The organism is Synechococcus sp. 8F6, from assembly GCF_002252665.1.
In the GTDB taxonomy this organism is placed as follows: domain Bacteria; phylum Cyanobacteriota; class Cyanobacteriia; order PCC-6307; family Cyanobiaceae; genus Cyanobium_A.
This window is the reverse complement of record NZ_NQKZ01000003.1, coordinates 104,261-121,147: the sequence shown is the minus strand read 5'-3', so window position 1 is coordinate 121,147 and position 16,887 is coordinate 104,261. Positions and strand designations below refer to the sequence as shown.

At 67.7% G+C, this 16,887-nt stretch carries 16 protein-coding genes; 8 read left to right on the top strand and 8 right to left on the bottom strand.

The window, feature by feature from the left end:
* Nucleotides 1-7 precede the first annotated feature (7 nt).
* From CJZ78_RS03920 to CJZ78_RS03905, 4 genes are read right to left on the bottom strand one after another with little or no spacing between them, the layout of a single operon-like run.
* Nucleotides 8-736 carry a DevA family ABC transporter ATP-binding protein gene (locus tag CJZ78_RS03920; protein ID WP_094559587.1) on the bottom strand — a complete coding sequence of 243 codons (729 nt, stop codon included), beginning with the start codon at nucleotides 734-736 and terminating at the stop codon, nucleotides 8-10.
* On the bottom strand, nucleotides 736-1,908 hold the full coding sequence (gene devC, locus CJZ78_RS03915) for an ABC transporter permease DevC (protein WP_094559586.1): 1,173 nt from the start codon (nucleotides 1,906-1,908) through the stop codon (nucleotides 736-738). Before devC ends, CJZ78_RS03920 begins: the two co-directional genes overlap by 1 nt.
* Nucleotides 1,908-2,825: an HlyD family efflux transporter periplasmic adaptor subunit gene (locus tag CJZ78_RS03910; RefSeq protein ID WP_233128464.1), complete on the bottom strand. Its 918-nt coding sequence runs from the start codon at nucleotides 2,823-2,825 to the stop codon at nucleotides 1,908-1,910. The genes devC and CJZ78_RS03910 overlap by 1 nt, the downstream gene beginning before the upstream one ends.
* On the bottom strand, nucleotides 2,822-3,496 hold the full coding sequence (locus CJZ78_RS03905) for a phycocyanobilin:ferredoxin oxidoreductase (RefSeq protein ID WP_233128475.1): 675 nt from the start codon (nucleotides 3,494-3,496) through the stop codon (nucleotides 2,822-2,824). Before CJZ78_RS03905 ends, CJZ78_RS03910 begins: the two co-directional genes overlap by 4 nt.
* A gap of 118 nt (nucleotides 3,497-3,614) precedes the next feature.
* Here CJZ78_RS03905 and CJZ78_RS03900 point away from each other — a divergent pair, with 118 nt between their 5' ends.
* Nucleotides 3,615-4,883: a pitrilysin family protein gene (locus CJZ78_RS03900; protein ID WP_094559584.1), complete on the top strand. Its 1,269-nt coding sequence runs from the start codon at nucleotides 3,615-3,617 to the stop codon at nucleotides 4,881-4,883.
* Nucleotides 4,880-6,178, top strand: coding sequence for a pitrilysin family protein (locus CJZ78_RS03895; RefSeq protein ID WP_094559583.1), 1,299 nt, complete (start codon nucleotides 4,880-4,882; stop codon nucleotides 6,176-6,178). The genes CJZ78_RS03900 and CJZ78_RS03895 overlap by 4 nt, the downstream gene beginning before the upstream one ends.
* An 11-nt stretch (nucleotides 6,179-6,189) precedes the next feature.
* Here the strand turns inward: CJZ78_RS03895 and CJZ78_RS03890 are convergent, their stop codons facing one another.
* On the bottom strand, nucleotides 6,190-6,453 hold the full coding sequence (locus CJZ78_RS03890; protein ID WP_094559582.1) for an NAD(P)H dehydrogenase assembly family protein: 264 nt from the start codon (nucleotides 6,451-6,453) through the stop codon (nucleotides 6,190-6,192).
* A gap of 78 nt (nucleotides 6,454-6,531) precedes the next feature.
* Between CJZ78_RS03890 and CJZ78_RS03885 the strand changes: the two genes are divergently transcribed.
* Genes CJZ78_RS03885 through CJZ78_RS03870 form a run of 4 tightly spaced genes read left to right on the top strand, consistent with a single transcriptional unit; the run spans nucleotide 6,532 to nucleotide 11,308 of the window.
* Nucleotides 6,532-7,107 carry a biotin transporter BioY gene (locus tag CJZ78_RS03885; RefSeq protein ID WP_094559581.1) on the top strand — a complete coding sequence of 192 codons (576 nt, stop codon included), beginning with the start codon at nucleotides 6,532-6,534 and terminating at the stop codon, nucleotides 7,105-7,107.
* Entirely contained in the window at nucleotides 7,104-7,571 is a 468-nt protein-coding gene (gene lspA, locus CJZ78_RS03880) for a signal peptidase II (protein ID WP_094559580.1), read from the top strand. The genes CJZ78_RS03885 and lspA overlap by 4 nt, the downstream gene beginning before the upstream one ends.
* Nucleotides 7,552-9,741 carry a transglycosylase domain-containing protein gene (locus CJZ78_RS03875; RefSeq protein WP_094559579.1) on the top strand — a complete coding sequence of 730 codons (2,190 nt, stop codon included), beginning with the start codon at nucleotides 7,552-7,554 and terminating at the stop codon, nucleotides 9,739-9,741. Before lspA ends, CJZ78_RS03875 begins: the two co-directional genes overlap by 20 nt.
* A 16-nt stretch (nucleotides 9,742-9,757) precedes the next feature.
* A complete protein-coding gene (locus CJZ78_RS03870; RefSeq protein ID WP_094559578.1) occupies nucleotides 9,758-11,308 on the top strand; it encodes a YcjF family protein in 1,551 nt (516 codons plus the stop codon).
* 165 nt (nucleotides 11,309-11,473) lie between these two features.
* Here CJZ78_RS03870 and CJZ78_RS03860 read toward each other — a convergent pair whose 3' ends face one another.
* A complete protein-coding gene (locus tag CJZ78_RS03860) occupies nucleotides 11,474-12,889 on the bottom strand; it encodes an aspartate aminotransferase family protein (protein WP_369802010.1) in 1,416 nt (471 codons plus the stop codon).
* Nucleotides 12,890-13,038: 149 nt separating this feature from the next.
* On the opposite strand from CJZ78_RS03860, the gene CJZ78_RS03855 reads away from it, so the two are divergent.
* Nucleotides 13,039-13,521, top strand: a complete 483-nt coding sequence (locus tag CJZ78_RS03855) for a nucleoside deaminase (RefSeq protein ID WP_094559575.1) — start codon at nucleotides 13,039-13,041, stop codon at nucleotides 13,519-13,521.
* Here the strand turns inward: CJZ78_RS03855 and CJZ78_RS03850 are convergent.
* Together CJZ78_RS03850 and CJZ78_RS03845 are read right to left on the bottom strand one after the other, a co-directional pair.
* Nucleotides 13,454-14,647, bottom strand: a complete 1,194-nt coding sequence (locus CJZ78_RS03850) for an alanine--glyoxylate aminotransferase family protein (RefSeq protein ID WP_198953839.1) — start codon at nucleotides 14,645-14,647, stop codon at nucleotides 13,454-13,456. The genes CJZ78_RS03855 and CJZ78_RS03850 overlap by 68 nt on opposite strands.
* A 44-nt stretch (nucleotides 14,648-14,691) precedes the next feature.
* Nucleotides 14,692-15,210: an allophycocyanin subunit beta gene (locus CJZ78_RS03845; protein WP_094559574.1), complete on the bottom strand. Its 519-nt coding sequence runs from the start codon at nucleotides 15,208-15,210 to the stop codon at nucleotides 14,692-14,694.
* Between the two features lie 208 nt (nucleotides 15,211-15,418).
* On the opposite strand from CJZ78_RS03845, the gene glnA reads away from it, so the two are divergent.
* Nucleotides 15,419-16,837 carry a type I glutamate--ammonia ligase gene (gene glnA / locus CJZ78_RS03840; RefSeq protein WP_094559573.1) on the top strand — a complete coding sequence of 473 codons (1,419 nt, stop codon included), beginning with the start codon at nucleotides 15,419-15,421 and terminating at the stop codon, nucleotides 16,835-16,837.
* Nucleotides 16,838-16,887: the final 50 nt, after the last annotated feature.

Below are 16,887 nucleotides of genomic sequence, written 5' to 3'. Positions count from 1 at the left end.
CCTTACCCTACTCAATGGGCCTGGCCCCCTGGCAGAGCTGGCCATCCTCCATCTGCACCAGCCGGTCGGCCACATCGAGAATGCGGGGATCGTGAGTCACCATCAGCACACCGCAGCCCTGTTCCCGCGCCAGGCCTTTGAGCAGATCCACCACCTCCCGTCCGCTGCGGGAATCGAGGGCCGCGGTGGGTTCATCGGCCAACAGCAACTGGGGCCGGGCCGCCAAAGCTCGGGCAATCGCCACCCGCTGCTTCTGGCCGCCCGAGAGATCGTGGGGCAATTTGTTCAGGTGATCGCCAAGCCCCACCGCGCGCAACCATTCGCGAGCGCGATCGCGGCGGGCCCGATAACCCAATCCCGGCAGCAGGTCGGCACCCATTTGCACGTTCTGCTCGGCGCTCAGGCAGCGCAGCAGGTTGTGACCTTGAAAAATCATGCCGATCCGGCGACGCAGACGCTGGCGGGAGGCTCGCCCCGCGCCGTGTAGCTCTTCGCCAAACACCCGCACCGAGCCCTGCTGCACCTGGCGCAGGGCTCCCACCAGGGTGAGCAGGGTTGTTTTGCCGCATCCGGAGGGGCCCGTGAGCAGCACCACCTCACCGGGAGCAATGGCGAGATCCACCGACTGCAACACCTGCCGTTGCATCGAGCCGGCCCCATACCAGTGGCTCAACCCGGCCACCTGCACCACGGTGCCCGATGCAGCAGGCCCACTCTCCAGACGATCCAGATCCATCAGAAGATTTCCGCCGGATCGGCGTCGGCGAGCCGGCGCATCGCCAGGGCCGCCGAGCCCATGCACATCACCAGGATCATGGTGAACACGGTCAGGGCCCGGGTCGTGTTCATCGTGACCGGCAGCTGGGTGGCGTTGCGCACCAACCAATAGAGGCCCTGGCCGGCTGCGTAGGCCGGCAGGTAGCCGAAGGTGGCGAGCAGCAGGCCTTCACGGGCCACCACCCCAAGCAGGCTGGGCAGGCGATAGCCCATCGCCATCAACGTGGCGTATTCCGGCAGGTGATCACTCACGTCGGAATAGAGGATCTGATACACGATCACGCAGCCCACCACGAATCCCATCGCAGCGCCCAGCGTGAAGATGAAGCCAATCGAGGTGCTGGTGCGCCAATAGTTCTGCTCGAAGGCGATGAAGCCCTCCTTGGTGAGGACGGTGACATCGGCTGGCAAGCGCTGCCTGAGCCGCTCCACCACCGCAGCCGGATCGGAGCCCGGCTGCAGCCGGATCAGCCCCACCTCGATGCTGCCCGGAGGGGTGTTGGGCAGCAGCTTCAGATAGGTCTCGTGGCTGGTGAGCAGGTTGCCGTCGGCCCCGAAGGACGTGCCCAGACCCACGAGCCCCGCCACTCGCACCCGCTGGCCGCCGATTTCGCTTTCCACCGTGCGGCCGCTGCGAAACCACTCCGCCACCGGACCGAACTCGGGCCTGGAGCGCTCGTCGAACAGCACGCGACCCCGGTCTTGGAGCAGCTTGGCCTTGGGCGCCAGGGAGGGATCGGTGAACAGGGGATCACCCGGTTCAAACCCGAGGGTGAGGATCGAACGGGTGCCGCGGGTTTCCGGGTTGCGCCAGAGCAGCAGATTCCAGTGCACCGGCGTGATCCCCTCCACAGCGGGGTCGGCCATGGCCTGCACGAGCCGACGCCTGGGAAACCCTGCCATGCTCACCGAGCTGCTGGAGCGCGGGCTGATCAGCACCAGGTCGGCGTCAAAGAGCCGATGGATCGTGACGCTGGCGTCGAACAGCCCGTCGCGAAAGCCCAGCTGCATGAACATCAAAATGCCGGCAAAGGCGATGCCGGCCAGGGCCACCAGCAGGCGCACCGGCTGCCGCGTCAGCAACAGCCAGGCCAGCGGAATGCGCCGGCCCTGCCAGAGGCGACCCAGCATCAGCGACCGAGCCGGGCGATCACCTTCAGGCCGGTAAGGTCGCGAACTCGCAGGCTGTCGGTGGGAGTGAGCGCCACCCGCACCTCCACCACGCGGGCATCGGCATCACCGGTGGGATCGGTGGAGAGCACCGAGCGCTGCCGCACCTGGGGGCTGATCCGAATCACCTCTCCGCTCAAGTTGCCCTGGAATCCGCCGTTCTCACTGATCAGGGAGACGGGCTGGCCCAGGCGCACCCGGTCGATGTCGCTCTCATAGACCTCCACCAGCGCTTGCATTCGGTCGCTGGCCCCGAGTTCGAGCACGCCCTTGTCGGCAGGCCGCTCGCCCACCCGCGCATGGAGTTTCAACACCGTGCCGGCGATGGGTGCCCGCAGTTGGGTGAGCAGCAACTCCGCCTTCACCTTCTCGCGCTCGGCCCAGGCCTCGGTGCGGGCCCCTTGCAGCTCGAGCAGGGCGGTTTCGCGGGTGTCGAGCTCACCACTGGGAATGGCACCGGAGCGGCTCAGCTGGCGATAGCGGCTGATGTCGCGGGTCTGCACCTGCAGCCGGGTGTCGAGGTTGCGAATCCGGGCCTCGAGCAACCGCTGCTGGGCCAGCAGGCTGGGTGCCGTATCAAAACGGGCCAGGAGTTGGCCGCTCTGCACGGTGTCGCCTTCCTCCACCAGCAACTGCGTGATGCGGGGGCTGCCACCAATGCCACTGATCGGGGCGGCCAGCAACCGCACATCTCCGGCGGGTTCGAGCCGGCCCAGAGCTGCAACGGCCTCAGGCGGGCGAGGCGACTGGGAGGCAGCTGTGGCGGGGATGGGCGTTGGACGCTGCTGGCGACTGACGGCCAGCCCCCCCAGCACCACCACCACGGCGACACCAGCCAGCCACCACAGCCGCGGCACCCGCTGAAGGGTCCGTTTCACGGAGCCGGCGGATCGTCGAACAGCAGTTCCTCGATGTAGCGGTCGGCCCAGGCGGGGTTGAAGGCCTTCTCCAGCACCCGGCGGGTCTTGTCGTTTTGTTTCTGCTGCTTGCAATACCGGAGCTGCCCCTGCCAGCGCTCAACCGTAGCCGGATGGTCTGGGTCCTGAGGCGCGGCGGCGGCGATGGCATCGGCCAACACAGCCAAAACGCTGCTCACCTCATCGACAAAAGCCTTCTCCTCCTCGGGGCTGGTGGGGCGCACAAAGCGCACAAAGGGCGAAAAGATCGATCCCCATCCGGGCAGCTCCCGCTCCTGGCTGTAGGAGGGGCGAGGCCGAGCGGCCAATGCGGCAGCAATGCCCACTGGCAGCTCCCCCAGCACCGGCGAGAGATCGACGATGGCAGCCGACACCCCGGCTGGACCCGCCACGATATCGGCGCCAAACACCGGCAGATCGAAGCGGGGGTCGGGGAACATCACGCAGTGCAGGATCTTCAGCCCCGCGCCGAGGCGCGCCGTCTCCAGGTGCAGTTTGCGCAACCCTCGGCACTGGCGCAGCTCGTTGCGGATGAACAGGGCATCGCCATCGAGACTGCCGCTGATCGCCTCCAGCTCCGGATCCACCGCCAGGGGGGCCAGCTCGGGCAGGGTTCGCCACCACTGGCGCATCCGCTCGGCCAGGGCATCCACCAGTGGGTGGATACCGGAAGCCTGGGAGGAAGCGGGGGCGGAACTCACGGCAGGGGGTGCAGCCAGCAGAATGCAGATCCTGCCACGCATCTAAGCCTTGACCCTGGCCCCGTCCGAGACCCTGTTGCCAGGGCTGGCGTCACCCAGCGATCACCCGCTAGCCAACGGTGCCAGCGTGGTCTATCTGCCCCTGGCCGACTCCCCCCTGGTCTGCCTCGACTTCTGGTGCCGGGCCGGCAGTGTGTTTGAGGGTCCCGGGGAGAGCGGCATGGCCCACTTCCTCGAGCACATGGTGTTCAAGGGAAGCGAGCGGCTGGGGCCGGGGGAATTCGACCTGCGCATCGAAGCGATGGGCGGCAACAGCAATGCCGCCACCGGCTTCGACGACGTTCACTACCACGTGTTGATTCCGCCTGAGGCCGCTGCCGACGCCCTGGATCTGCTGCTGGATCTGGTGCTGCACCCGCGGCTGGACCGCGACGCCTTTGTGATGGAGCGCCAGGTGGTGCTCGAAGAGCTGGCCCAAAGCGAAGACCAGCCCGATGAAATCGCCCTGCAGCAGTTGCTGCGGTTGGGCTGCCCTGGCCATGCCTACGGCGAACCGATCCTGGGTCAGCGGGAGCTGCTGCTGGCCCAAACGCCCGAGGCCATGGCCGGCTTCCAGCAGCGTCTGTATGGCGCCAACCGCTGCGTGCTCGCCCTCAGCGGTGCCGTAGAACCCGCCGCCCTCGGCGATCGCCTGGAGCGCAGCGCCCTGGCCGACCTGCCGGCGGTGCTTGAACCCCCGAGCCGCCCTCCCCTGGCTGTACAACCCGGTGAGCACCGACTGGCTGTGCCCCGGCTTGAATCAGCCCGGTTGCTGATGCTCTGGGGGCTCCCACCCGCCGCCGATCTCCACGGAGTGATGGGTGCCGACCTGCTCACCACCGTGTTGGCCGAAGGTCGCCGCAGCCGCCTGGTGGAGCGACTGCGCGAGCAGCTCCGCATTGTGGAGAGTATCGATCTCGATCTGCATGTGATGGAGAGCGGCAGCTTTGCCCTGCTGGAGGCGATCTGCGAACCCGACGAGCTGCCGGCGGTGCGCCAGGCCATCGCTGAGGTGTGGTCGCAACTGCAGCAGGACGGGCTGCCGGATGTGGAGTGGCAGCGGGCCCAGCGGCTGGTGGCGAACGGCTATCGCTTCGGTTTGGAGGCCGCCGGTGGCGTGGCGGGGCTGATCGGCAACAACAGGCTCTGGGGGCGGCGGCACGGTCTGGCCCAGCCGCTGGAGGATATCGAGCGCTGGGATCGGCAGGAGCTGGTGCGGCGGACGCTGCCCCTGCTGGATCCAGCGGCGGCCTGCGTCCTTGAAGCGGTGCCGGCATGAGCCATTCCCCATGGCCAACAGGCACTTGGCAGAACACAACCCTGGAGGGGGGCCTGCCCCTGGTATGGCAACGGCGGCCAGGGCCTGCGATCGTGGCCTGCCGCCTCTGGATCCGCGGCGGTAGCAGTGGGGATCGTCCAGGCGAGCGGGGAGCTGCCCAGCTGCTGGCCGGGCTTCTGACGCGAGGCTGCGGCGACTACAACGCCGAAGCCCTGGCCGATCTGGTGGAAGGTCGGGGTGCCGCCCTGCGCTGTGAGGCCACGGAGGACAGCCTGGTGCTGAGCCTCAAGTGCGCCAGCAGCGATGCCCCCGAGCTGCTGCCCCTGCTGTTGTCCATGGCGAGGCAGCCCTGGCTCAGCAGCGACCAACTCGAGCTCGAGCGCGGCCTCAACCTGCAGAGCCTGCAGCGCCAGCGGGAGGATCCCTTCCAATTGGCCCACGACCAGCTGCGCCACCAGCTCTACGGCCTGGGGCCCTATGGGCACGACCCCCTGGGGGTGGAAGAAGAACTGGCCGCAATCGGCGGCGAGCAGATCAGTGCTCTGGTGCCGGTGCTTGGCCAGGACGGTGCCCTGCTGGTGGCCTGTGGCGATCTGGGGGCCGAGCTGCCGGACCTGCTCAATGCCTGGCTGGCGCGCAGCCCATGGTCCACCACCACGCCCCTAGCGGGCCCAGGCCCGCAGGCGCCCGGTTGCAGCCAGCGCTTCAACAGCCTGGAGCAGGAGACCGAGCAGTTGGTGCTGATGCTGGGGGTGGCCACCGTGCCCCTGGGGGATCCCGACGGGCTGGCCCTGCGGCTGCTGCAGGCCCACCTCGGCATGGGCATGTCCAGCCGGCTGTTTGTGACGATGCGGGAGGAGCGCGGCCTGGCCTACGACGTGGGAGTGCACATGCCGGCGCGGCGCGGGGCGAGCCCCTTCATCTGGCACCTGTCCAGTTCGGCGGAACGGGCCGCCGAAGCCACCACCTCCCTGCTCGATGAATGGGCTCGCATGCTGGAGCAGCCACTCAGCGACGGCGAACTCGCCCTAGCCAAAGCCAAATACCGCGGCCAGGACGCCATGGGACGGCAGACCTGCGGCCAGATCGCTGATTGCCAGGCCCTAGTGCTCGGCCATGGTCTGGGCTGGACCTATGTGCAAGACACCCTGGACCGGGCCCAGCAGCTCGATGCCCCAGCCCTGTTGGCCGCGGCCCAACGGCGACTAACCGAGCCGGCCTTGAGCCTCTGTGGACCACCGCAGGCTCTGGCTGCCGCCGAACAGGCCTGGCAGCGCCATGCCCTCAGCCGCTGAGGACTCGCCGATCAGTCGGCGTTCTGGGGCTCCGGGGGCTGGAGCTGATCGGCCTCGATCAAAAAAGTGCCCCGCCGAAAGCGGACTGCCAGAAGGTTGCGCGCTTTCAGCGCCAGCACCTCACCCAGCTCCTCCGGATCCACGAGATCGGGGGGGCGGAGCATCGGCATGGGATCGGCCGTTTTCAGGTACTGCTGCCGTCCCTTGAGCTGCACGGCGTCGCCCACCGTAAAGAGCTGGGACTCGCGGGGCTCCGGGCTTGTGGGTTGGTCCATACCGGCAGGTGGGAGGGCAGATGGGACCGGCCTTGGTGGCACGACCCCCCAAAATGGTCGCAGACATGATGGGATCAGTTGCGGGCCCTAGCCACCTGGAGCGGCGCCATTGCCGGCCTGTTGCTGATCCTGGTGGGGGGACTGATCCAGGCCGCAGCTCCTCTGCCGGCGGCCGATGGGGGCTGGAGCCTGGCCACCCTGCCGATCACCCTGCAGGTGCCGGCGCTGCTGCTCACCGCCCTGGTTTGTGGGCCCCGCAGCGCCATGTTGGCGGCGGTGGCTTACCTCAGCCTGGGGCTGTTCCAGCTGCCGGTGTTCCACGGCGGTGGTGGCGCCGCCTATCTGCTCGATCCCGGCTTCGGCTACCTGGCCGGCTTCCTTCCCGCCGCCTGGCTCACCGGCAAGCTGGCGCGCCAACCGGGCATGAACGATCTGCTCAGCCTGCTTGGCGCAGCAGTGGTGGGCCTGGCGGTGCTGCAACTCTGCGGGATCGCCAACTTGCTGCTCGGCGCCCTGGCGGGCCGCTGGGGGCCCAATCTCGGCATGCTGCTGATCAGCTACAGCGTCGCGCCCCTGCTGCCCCAGCTGTTGCTGTGCTGCGGCGTCGCCGTGGCGGCCCTGCTGTTGCGTCGGCTGCTGCTGGTGGAGCCATGAGACGGGCCCGCACCCTGGCCTATGCCACAGCCGGTGTGGTGGTGCTCTTGGACCAACTCAGCAAGGCCTGGGCCGTAGCCCAGCTGGCCCTATTTGGCACAACACCACTCTGGCCGGGTCTGCTGGATCTGCACCTCACCCGCAACACCGGCGCCGCCTTCAGCCTGTTCACGGGCCACCCTGAACTGCTCGGCCTGGTGAGTCTGCTAGCGGCCCTGGGGGTGATCGTTTGGATTCAGCGGCAGGGCGCCCTGGCTCCGGCCCGCTGGTTGGGGGTGGGGCTCGTGCTGGGCGGCGCCATCGGCAACGGGTTGGATCGCTGGCGGCTGGGCTACGTCGTCGATTTCCTGGCCCTGGTGCCGATCTCCTTCCCGGTGTTCAATTTCGCCGATGTGGCGATCAACCTGGCGGTGCTCTGCTTCGCCATCGATCTACTGGGGAGCCATGGCCAACCCCGCCCTTGAGGCCCTGCGCCGCCGCTGGCAGCGGTTTAGCCAGCCTGGCCAGGCCCAGCTGCGCATTCACCAGCCGGGCCAGGCCTCGCGCTTGCTGCCCCTGCATCCGGGCGCATACGGCATCGGCCGCGACAGCGACTGCCAGATCAGCATCGACCACCAGGCGGTCAGTCGGCGCCATGCCCTGCTCGAACGGTGCGGCCCCCACTGGCTGCTGAGTGACCAGAACTCCACCAATGGCCTGTGGTGGCAAGGCCGCCGCGTGCGGCAGCTGTTGCTGCGCGACGGCGACAGCCTCCGCTTTGGCCCCAGTCAGGAAGCGGGCCTGCCCGAACTGGACTTTCAGATCCGACCACTACCTCAGCTTCAGCGGTTGCTGCGAGGCGTCAGCTGGGCGCTGGCGGGCATGGCTATTGGAGGGCTTGGTCTTCTGGCCCTCTCCGTCGTGCAAGCCCCGATCCGCGGCAGCCTGGCCACGGTGCGCGGTCCGCTGGTGCTCTACGACCGCCAGGGCAAGCCCATCACCACGGCCGATGCTCTCGAGCACCGGGAGCGCCAGGCCCTGCGCGACTATCCGGCGGTGCTCATCGATGCGCTGCTGGCGAGTGAGGACAGCCGCTTCTGGTGGCATCCGGGCGTCGACCCGGTGGGCACGGCGAGGGCCCTGGTGACCAACGTGCTCGGAGGCCGGGTGCTCGAGGGCGGAAGCACCCTCACCCAGCAACTGGCCCGCAGCCTGTATCCCGATCAGGTGGGCCAGGGGGAAACCCTGGGCCGCAAGTGGCGGGAGCTGCTCGTAGCCCTGCAGCTGGAAGCCCGCTTCAGCAAGCGCGACCTGCTGCTGAGCTATCTCAACCGGGTGTATCTCGGCGTGGGCTGGGGCTTCGAAGATGCCTCTCGCCACTACTTCGGCAAGCCCGCCAGCCAACTGCAACGCGAGGAAGCGGCCCTGCTGGTGGGGCTGTTGCCCTCCCCCAACGGCTACGACCCCTGTTTTGATCCCCAGGCAGCCCTAGAGGCCCGCAACGCCGTGCTCAGCAAGATGGGGGAAACCGGGCGCCTCACCGCCGACCAGGCCCGCAGTGGGCGCCGCAGCCCCATCCGTTTGTCACCCCAGGCCTGCCGCAGCAGCCCAGCCCAGCGCGGCGTGCCCTTCTACTCCGACCAGGTGCGCCGCGACCTCGATCAGCTGGTAGGCCGAGATGTGGCCGCCGAGGGCAACTTTCTGATTGACACCCACCTGGATCGTTCCCTGCAGGAGCAGGTGGAGCGGCTGTTGCGCCAGAGGCTGCAGAGCAGTGCTGGCCTGAGGGTGAGCGAGGGCGCCGTGGTGGTGCTCGATGCCCGCAGCGGCGGCATCCTGGCCATTGCCGGGGGCCGGGATTACCGCCAGAGCCAGTTCAACCGGGCCTCCATGGCCCTGCGCCAGCCGGGGAGCACCTTCAAGTTGATCCCCTATCTGGTGGCCCTGGAACGGGGTCTGCGCCCCGGGGATGGGATCAGCTGCGCTCCCTTCCGCTGGCGCGGTCAGAGCTTCGCCAGCGGTTGCAGCGGCTCCCTGAGTTTGGTCTCAGCCTTCGCGATCAGCAGCAACACCTCAGCCCTTCGGTTAGCCCAGCGGGTGGGCCTCGACGCGCTGGTGCAGAAGGCCCGCGATCTAGGCATCACCAGCCCGCTGGCCGCCGTGCCGGGTCTCGCCCTCGGCCAGAGCGAAGTGACCCTGCTGGAGCTCACCGCCGCCTACGCCGCCATCGCCAACGACGGCATCTGGCATGCCCCCACCACCATCCGGCGCCTCACCGATGCAGAGGCCTGCAGCGGCCAAACGTCCAGTCAATGCCGTCAGACCACAACTGCCGGTGGGGGTTCGGGGACTGGCCAGGCCCCTGCTCAGCCGGGCCGCCAGGTCATCACCCCGGCCACGGCCCAGGCGATGCAGCAGATGTTGCGGGCCGTGGTGCAGCGGGGAACCGGTCAGATGGCGAGTCTGGGGGGCCAGGAGGGCGGCAAGACCGGCACCACCAACGAGAGCCGCGATCTGCTGTTTGTGGGCTATGAGCCCCAGCGCCACTGGGTGGTGGGCATCTGGCTGGGCAACGACGACAACAGCCCCACCCGCGCCAGCAGCGCCCTCGCCGCCAGTCTGTGGGGTGAGATTCTGCGCGCCTCCCGAACCTGATGCCTGGGTTTAATCGATGAAAACCCGCACCCGCCTGTGGTTGATCGCTGGTCTGGCCCTGCTGGCCCTGATCGCGGTGGGTGTGGTGCTGCAGGCGATCAACACCCTTTACCTGCAACTGAGTTGGTATCTGCCGTACTGGATCGTCCAGCCGGTGTTTTTTGTGGTCTTCGCTGGCCTGGTGCTGCTGCTGGTGCAGCTGGCCTGGCCTTGGCTGCGGGCCGCCCTGGGGGGCAAGGCAGGCCCTGGCACGGCGTCGCAGCTGCCGCCTCCCGGCAACCGCCGCGAGGCCGCCGCCCAGAACCTGGCCGCCATTGATCAAACCCTCGACCGGGTGCGGGATGCAGTCGAGCGGGAAGCCCTGCGCCAGGAGCGCCAGCGCATGGCCGCCGAACTGGAGCGGGGCGACCTGGTGATCGTGCTGTTCGGCATCGGCTCCTCTGGCAAAACCTCGCTGATCCGCGCCCTGCTGCAGGAGCTGGTGGGCGAGGTGGGCGCCGCCATGGGCTCCACCACCGGCAGCCAGCGCTACCGCCTGCGCCTGCGTGGGCTGCAACGGGCCGTGTGGCTGGTGGACACACCAGGCATTCTCGAAGCCGGCGCGGCGGGGCTGGAGCGTGAACGGCTGGCCCGGGAGCAGGCCGGCAAGGCCGACCTGCTGCTGTTGGTGGTGGATGGCGATCTGCGTGCTGCCGAACTGGAGGTGTTTGAAGCCCTGGCCAGCCTCGGCAAACGCTTGATGTTGGTGCTGAACAAGTGCGACTTGCGTGGCGAACAGGAAGAAGCACGGCTGCTGCAGCTGCTGCGCCAACGCACCCGCGGCCGCATCGCCACCGAGGATGTGTTGCCGTCCAGCGCGGCTCCCCAGAGCGTGCCGATGCCGGGCGGCAGACCGCTCCAACCGCCCGCTGAAGTGGACGCGCTACTGCGCCGCATCGCGGCGGTGCTCCATGCCGATGGCGAAGAGCTGATCGCCGACAACTTGCTGCTGCAGTGCCGCCAGCTGAGCGAAGCCAGCCGCTCCCTGCTGGCCCGGCAGCGGCGCAGCGATAGCGAAGCCATCGTGGATCGCTACATGTGGATCGGCGCCGGGGTGCTGGCCGTCACGCCCCTGCCCGGGCTCGACCTGCTGGGCGCGGCGGCCGTCAATGCCCAGATGGTGGTGGAGATCGGCCGGATCTACGGCATCAGCCTCAGCCGCCAAAACGCCCAGGACCTAGCCCTGTCGGTGGGGCGCACCATGGCCGGCCTGGGCCTGGTGAAAGGTGGGGTCAGCCTGCTGAGTGCGGCCCTGAGCCTGAATCTGCCCGCCCTGGTGGTGAGCCGGGCCATTCAGGCGGTCAGTGCGGCCTGGCTGACCCGGGTGGCGGGCCTCAGTTTTGTCACCTACTTCGAGCGCGACCAGGACTGGGGCGATGGCGGTGTGCAGGAGGTGGTGCAGCAGCAGTACGACCTGAGCCGCCGCGATGGGGCGCTGAGCCGCTTTCTCGAGGCGGCGTTCAGGCGGGTGGTGGAACCGCTGCAGGCGAAGCAGCCGCGCTTGCCGCCCCGGCCTCCGGCCGAATGACGGCGCTGTCGACAAGGGCTTCCGGCGGAGGCGGCTGCAGCGGTCCCCGGCTGTCAAGCACCACGATCAGGGCCAGATACAGCACACCGATCAGAATCGAGATCGCCCCGGTGAGGATCGCGACCCAACGTCCGCGACCAGCCTGGGATTCAGCCGAAGGGTCGGTCATGGCAGCTCGTCCAAGCTGAGCTGCACCAGCCTGGCCAGGCTGTCCAGGTGGCTGCTGCGGGTGTGGGGATTGCCGAGCACGGCCTTGAGGTGGTGGCGACCGGCGTACAAGGGTCGCGAGAGCATCAGATGCTCTTGCAGCAGCCGTTGGCGGGTGTGTTGGCTCCAGCACTCGGCAGCAGCGGCGTCCAAGCCCCGGGGTGTGAAGGCCAGCAGGTGGAAGGATCCCCCACGCAGCTGCAGGCGGCCACTGGCCTCCAGCAGGGCCGCGAGCTGGCGGCGCCGCTGAATGGCCCCATCGAGCACCGCCTCAATTCCCTCTAAACCCAACTGGCGCAGACCAAGCCAGAGCTTGAGAATCTCAGCGGGCCGAGTGCCCTGCAACCCCGTCTCCCCACCGTGGCCGTTGCCCCAACTCGGCTCCATGTAGGGCAGACCGGTGTGAAAAGCCTCAGCCAGACACTGGGGCCTGGCCAACAGCAACAGCGACGAGGTCTTGGTGATGCCCAGAAGTTTCTGGGGATTGATCGTGATGGAGTCGGCCCGCTCCAGGCCCGCCACCCGGAAGCGATGACCGGCCACCAGACCGAAGACGGCGCCAATCGCTCCATCGACGTGAAGCCACAGCTCGCGTTTCCGGCAGATCGATGCCAATGGCAGGAGCGGATCGACGGCGCCCCGCACGGTGGTGCCCGCGGTGGCGACCACGGCGATCACCGGCGTTCCGGTTTGCGCCAGCTGATCGAGCTCCAGCTCGAGGGCCGCAGGATCCAGGCGCCCCTCATGGTCCACCGGGATCGCGTGCAAGGCAGCAGCCGGCAGGCCCATCACTGCCAACGCCTTGGCCAGGGAGACGTGGGCATCGGCACTGGCCAGCACCACCGCATCGGCCCGTGTTGCCAGACCACGGCAGCGCCGGGCCGTGACCAGAGCCATCAAGTTGGAGAGGGTGCCACCGCTCGCCGCCACGCCACCGCTGCCAGCCGGCAGGCCCAGCTGCTCCGCCAGCCAGGCCGTGAGACTGCGCTCCAGGCGCGTCAGGCTGGGGGAGAGCTCTTCAGCCAACAGGTTGTTGTTGAGCCCGGCGCAGATCAGGTCGGCCGCCACCGATGCCGCCAGCGGCGGCGGGTCGAGGTGGGCGAGGGCTCCGGGGTGGTTGGGGTTGTAGGCGCCGTCCATCACCAGCTGCAGGTCGGCCAGCAACGCAGCAGGCTCCAATCCCTCCAGGGCGGGTTCCACCCCCGGCAACACGCTCAGACCCGGCAGCGGCGAGCGCTGGGAGGCCGACCCCAGCCAGCTGCAGAGCTGGCGGGATGCCTGCTCCAGAAAGTCCTGCAGTTGCGGGTCGAGCTGCTCAGGACTGGCAAACGGCAGGGGCTGGCTCGCCCGCGGGGCAGGTGGCGCGCTTGCCAACGGGGAACGCTCGAATGACTCCATTCTCACCTGCGGAGGTGAGCTACAAGGGTGTGGTTGCTGCTGCGGCTCAGGCGTTGGAGTCCACCCAATCCCCAGACCCCCAGCCCCTGGCGCAGCACGCGCCGTTGTGGACCCATGAGCAATGGATGCAGCGCCTGCTGCGCCACAGCCAGCGGGTTGGAGCCAGCGGCGAGATTCCGGTGGCGGCGGTGGTGCTGGATGAGGCGGGGCGCTGCATTGGCTGGGGCAGCAACCGACGCGAGGCCCACGCCGATCCACTCGGCCATGCCGAGCTGGTGGCCCTGGGGCAGGCGGCACGCCTGCGGGGCGACTGGCGCTTCAACGGCTGCACCCTCCTGGTAAGCCTGGAGCCCTGCCCGATGTGCGCCGGTGCCCTGGTGCAGGCCCGCATGGGCACCGTGGTGTTTGGCGCACTGGATCCCAAGCGTGGCGCCCTGGGCAGTTGCCACAACCTTGCCACCGCAGCCAGCGCCCATCACTACATGCGGGTGATCGGCGGAGTGTTGGGGGAACCAGCTGGAGATCAGCTGGCCGCGTGGTTCAGACAGCGACGGCAGCAGGGGTTCCAGCGGGACGGAAGGCCGGCAGCTCGGTTTCGAACAGATTGAGCAGCCGATCGACGTTTTCAGGCCGGCTGTTGTAGCCCATCAGACCAATGCGCCACACCTTGCCCGCCAGAGCGCCGAGACCGCCGCCCACTTCGATGCCGTGCTGGTTGAGCAGGTGGAGGGTGAAGGCCTTGCCGTCCACACCCTCCGGAATGCGCACGGTGGTGAGGGTGGGCAAGCGCAGGTGCTCGGGGGCATGGAGCTCAAGGCCGAGACGCTCCAGGCCAGCCCAGAGACGTTCGGCATTGCTGCGGTGGCGGGCCCAGGCCGAGTCCAGCCCCTCCTCGGCCAGCAGGCGCAGGGCCTCGCGCATGCCGAAGTTCATGTTCACCGGAGCGGTGTGGTGATACACCCGGTCGCTGCCCCAATACTGGTTGAGCAGGGTGACATCGAGGTACCAGTTGGGCACCTTGCCCTGGCGCGCCATCATCTTGGCTGCGGCCCGGGGCCCCATGGTGAAGGGACCGAGACCGGGAGGGCAGCTCAAGCCCTTCTGGCTGCAGCTGTAGGCCAGATCCACCTTCCAGGCATCGAGGTAGAGGGGAACGGCCCCAAGCGAGGTGACCGTGTCGAGCAAGAGCAGGCAGTCGTGCTGACGGCAGAGATCGCCGATGCCCTCCATGGGCTGGCAGATGCCGGTGGAGGTTTCGGCATGGACGATCGCCAGGATCTTGGGCCGGTGAGTGGCCACAGCCTCCTCCAGCTCGGCCAGGCTGAAGGCTTCGCCCCAGGGCTTCTCCAGCGTTACGACATTGGCCCGGTAGCGGCCGGCAATGTCGGCGAGGCGCAGACCGAAATACCCCTTGACCGCCACCAGCACGGTGTCGCCGGGCTCAATCGTGTTGGCCAGGGTGGCTTCCATCGCGGCACTGCCAGTGCCGCTCATGGGAATGGTGAGGCGGTTGTCGGTTTGCCAGGCGTAACGCAGCAGCTCCTGCACCTCACCCATCAGCTCGACGTAGAGCGGATCGAGGTGGCCGATCGGGGTGCGGGCTAGGGCCCGGAGCACCGTGGGGTGGGCATTGGATGGCCCAGGACCGAGCAGCAGGCGGTTTGGGGTGGCGATGGGACCCAGCGTGCGGCGGTGGGCGGAATTAACGGGGGGCAGCACGGGGAGGGAAACCAAAACCGGATGAACAGATCGATCGAGCCTAAGCAGCGACGAACGGCCTAGCGAGCACGCACGTTGGTGGCGCCGAGCCCACGACAGAGATGCTCGAAGGGAACCCGCACCACGTTGGTGGCGGTTACGCCGACATCGAGCAACATCTCGCACACCACATCCGCCATCAGGGCGATGCTGCGCACGGTGGGGCCGGTGGGGACGCCCAGGCTCTTGTAGGTGTCGTCCAGGCCGTTGAGCACCCGCTCGTTGAGAATCGAAGCGTCGTCGGCGATCAGGGCGTAGCTGGCGTAACGCAGGAAGTAGTCCATGTCGCGCAGGCAGGCCGAGAGCCGCCGCGTGGTGTAGGCATTGCCGCCGGGGAGGATCAACTCGGGATCCGCCAGCCAGAGGCGCTGGGCCGCTTCCCGCACGATCGCCGCCGCTTCCCGGTTGATCAGCTCCACGGCCGCCAGACGCACCTCCGACTCGGAGTAGTAGGCCGAGATCCGGTCAATCGCGTCCCGGTCCAGATAGCGGCCGAGCTGGTCGTAACGGCCAATCAGACCAGTGATGGCATCGCGCATGGCGGGATCGAATCGACGCACCTACAGCGGAACGTAGCACTCACATTTGGCCAAATCCCAGGCCAGGGGCGCGTTCTGGGGAAGTTGACAGAAACGGTTACGCAAGCGCTGCCCACCATTTGGTTACAAGCGATACACAGCGGCGCCGGGGCGATCCGTACGGTCCCGCCACGCCGCGACTAGGGCGGCACCCACTCTTTTGTTCGTCATGGCCAAAACAGCCCAAGAGGTCCTGCGTCAGATCAATGACGAGGGCATCGAGCTGATCGACCTCAAATATGTCGACCTGCACGGCAAATGGCAGCACCTGACGGTCTGCAACGACCTGATCGATGAAGCCGCCTTCAGCGAAGGTGTGGCCTTCGACGGCTCCTCGATCCGCGGTTGGAAAGCGATCAATGAATCGGACATGGCGATGGTGCCGGATCCGAACACCGCCTGGATCGACCCCTTCTACAGCCACAAAACCCTCAGCCTGATCTGCTCGATCCAGGAGCCCCGCAGCGGCCAGCCCTATGCCCGCTGCCCCCGCGCCCTGGCCCAGAAGGCGCTGAATTACCTCAGCTCCACCGGCATCGCCGACACGGCCTACTTCGGTCCGGAGCCTGAGTTCTTCGTCTTCGACGATGTGCGCTACACCTCCGGTAGTGGCAGCAGCTTCTACAGCGTCGATTCGATCGAAGCCCCCTGGAACACCGCCCGGCTTGAGGAAGGCGGCAACCTGGCCTACAAGATCCAGCTGAAGGAGGGCTACTTCCCGGTTTCGCCCAACGACACCCTTCAGGACATGCGCTCCGAGATGTTGCTCACCATGGGCAGCCTGGGTGTGCCGATCGAGAAGCAGCACCACGAGGTGGCCACGGCTCAGCACGAACTGGGCATCAAGTTTGCCGAGCTGATCAGCGCGGCCGACAACGTGATGATTTACAAGTACGTGGTGCGCAACATTGCCAAGAAGTACGGCAAGACGGCCACGTTCATGCCCAAGCCGGTGTTTGCCGACAACGGCAGCGGCATGCACGTGCACCAGAGCCTCTGGAAGGGTGGCAACCCGCTGTTCTTCGGCGAAGGCACCTACGCCAACCTCTCGCAAACCGCCCGCTGGTACATCGGCGGCCTGCTCAGGCACGCCCCCAGCTTCCTAGCCTTCACCAACCCCACCACCAACAGCTACAAGCGTCTGGTGCCGGGCTTCGAGGCTCCGGTCAACCTGGTGTATTCCCAGGGCAACCGCTCCGCAGCTGTGCGGATCCCGCTCACCGGACCCAGCCCCAAGGCCAAGCGCCTGGAGTTCCGCTCTGGCGATGCCCTCTCCAACCCCTACCTGGGCTTTGCCGCCATGCTGATGGCCGGCATCGACGGCATCAAAAACCAGATCGATCCGGGCGATGGCACCGACGTCGATCTGTTTGAGCTCTCGGCGGAGGAGTTGTCCAAGATCTCCACGGTGCCCGCCTCCCTCAACGGCGCCCTCGAGGCCCTCGACGCCGACAAGGACTACCTGCTGGCCGGCGGGGTCTTCACCGAAGACTTCATCAACAACTGGATCGCTCTCAAATACGAGGAGGTCCAGCAGCTGCGCCAGCGGCCCCACCCCCACGAATTCGTGATGTATTACGACGCCTGATCAAGGAGCTGTCGCATTGCGCTCAATCCCTGAGCCCTGGCCAAAGGCCG

Coding starts and splice junctions, on each gene's coding strand:
- devC (WP_094559586.1), bottom strand. CDS start 1,908: ATGCTGGGTCGCCTCTGGCAGGGCCGGCGCATTCCGCTGGCCTGGCTG.
- glnA (WP_094559573.1), top strand. CDS start 15,419: ATGGCCAAAACAGCCCAAGAGGTCCTGCGTCAGATCAATGACGAGGGC.
- lspA (WP_094559580.1), top strand. CDS start 7,104: ATGAGACGGGCCCGCACCCTGGCCTATGCCACAGCCGGTGTGGTGGTG.
- CJZ78_RS03845 (WP_094559574.1), bottom strand. CDS start 15,210: ATGCGCGATGCCATCACTGGTCTGATTGGCCGTTACGACCAGCTCGGC.
- CJZ78_RS03870 (WP_094559578.1), top strand. CDS start 9,758: ATGAAAACCCGCACCCGCCTGTGGTTGATCGCTGGTCTGGCCCTGCTG.
- CJZ78_RS03875 (WP_094559579.1), top strand. CDS start 7,552: ATGGCCAACCCCGCCCTTGAGGCCCTGCGCCGCCGCTGGCAGCGGTTT.
- CJZ78_RS03920 (WP_094559587.1), bottom strand. CDS start 736: ATGGATCTGGATCGTCTGGAGAGTGGGCCTGCTGCATCGGGCACCGTG.
- CJZ78_RS03890 (WP_094559582.1), bottom strand. CDS start 6,453: ATGGACCAACCCACAAGCCCGGAGCCCCGCGAGTCCCAGCTCTTTACG.
- CJZ78_RS03905 (WP_233128475.1), bottom strand. CDS start 3,496: ATGCGCCAGTGGTGGCGAACCCTGCCCGAGCTGGCCCCCCTGGCGGTG.
- CJZ78_RS03895 (WP_094559583.1), top strand. CDS start 4,880: ATGAGCCATTCCCCATGGCCAACAGGCACTTGGCAGAACACAACCCTG.
- CJZ78_RS03855 (WP_094559575.1), top strand. CDS start 13,039: ATGCAGCGCCTGCTGCGCCACAGCCAGCGGGTTGGAGCCAGCGGCGAG.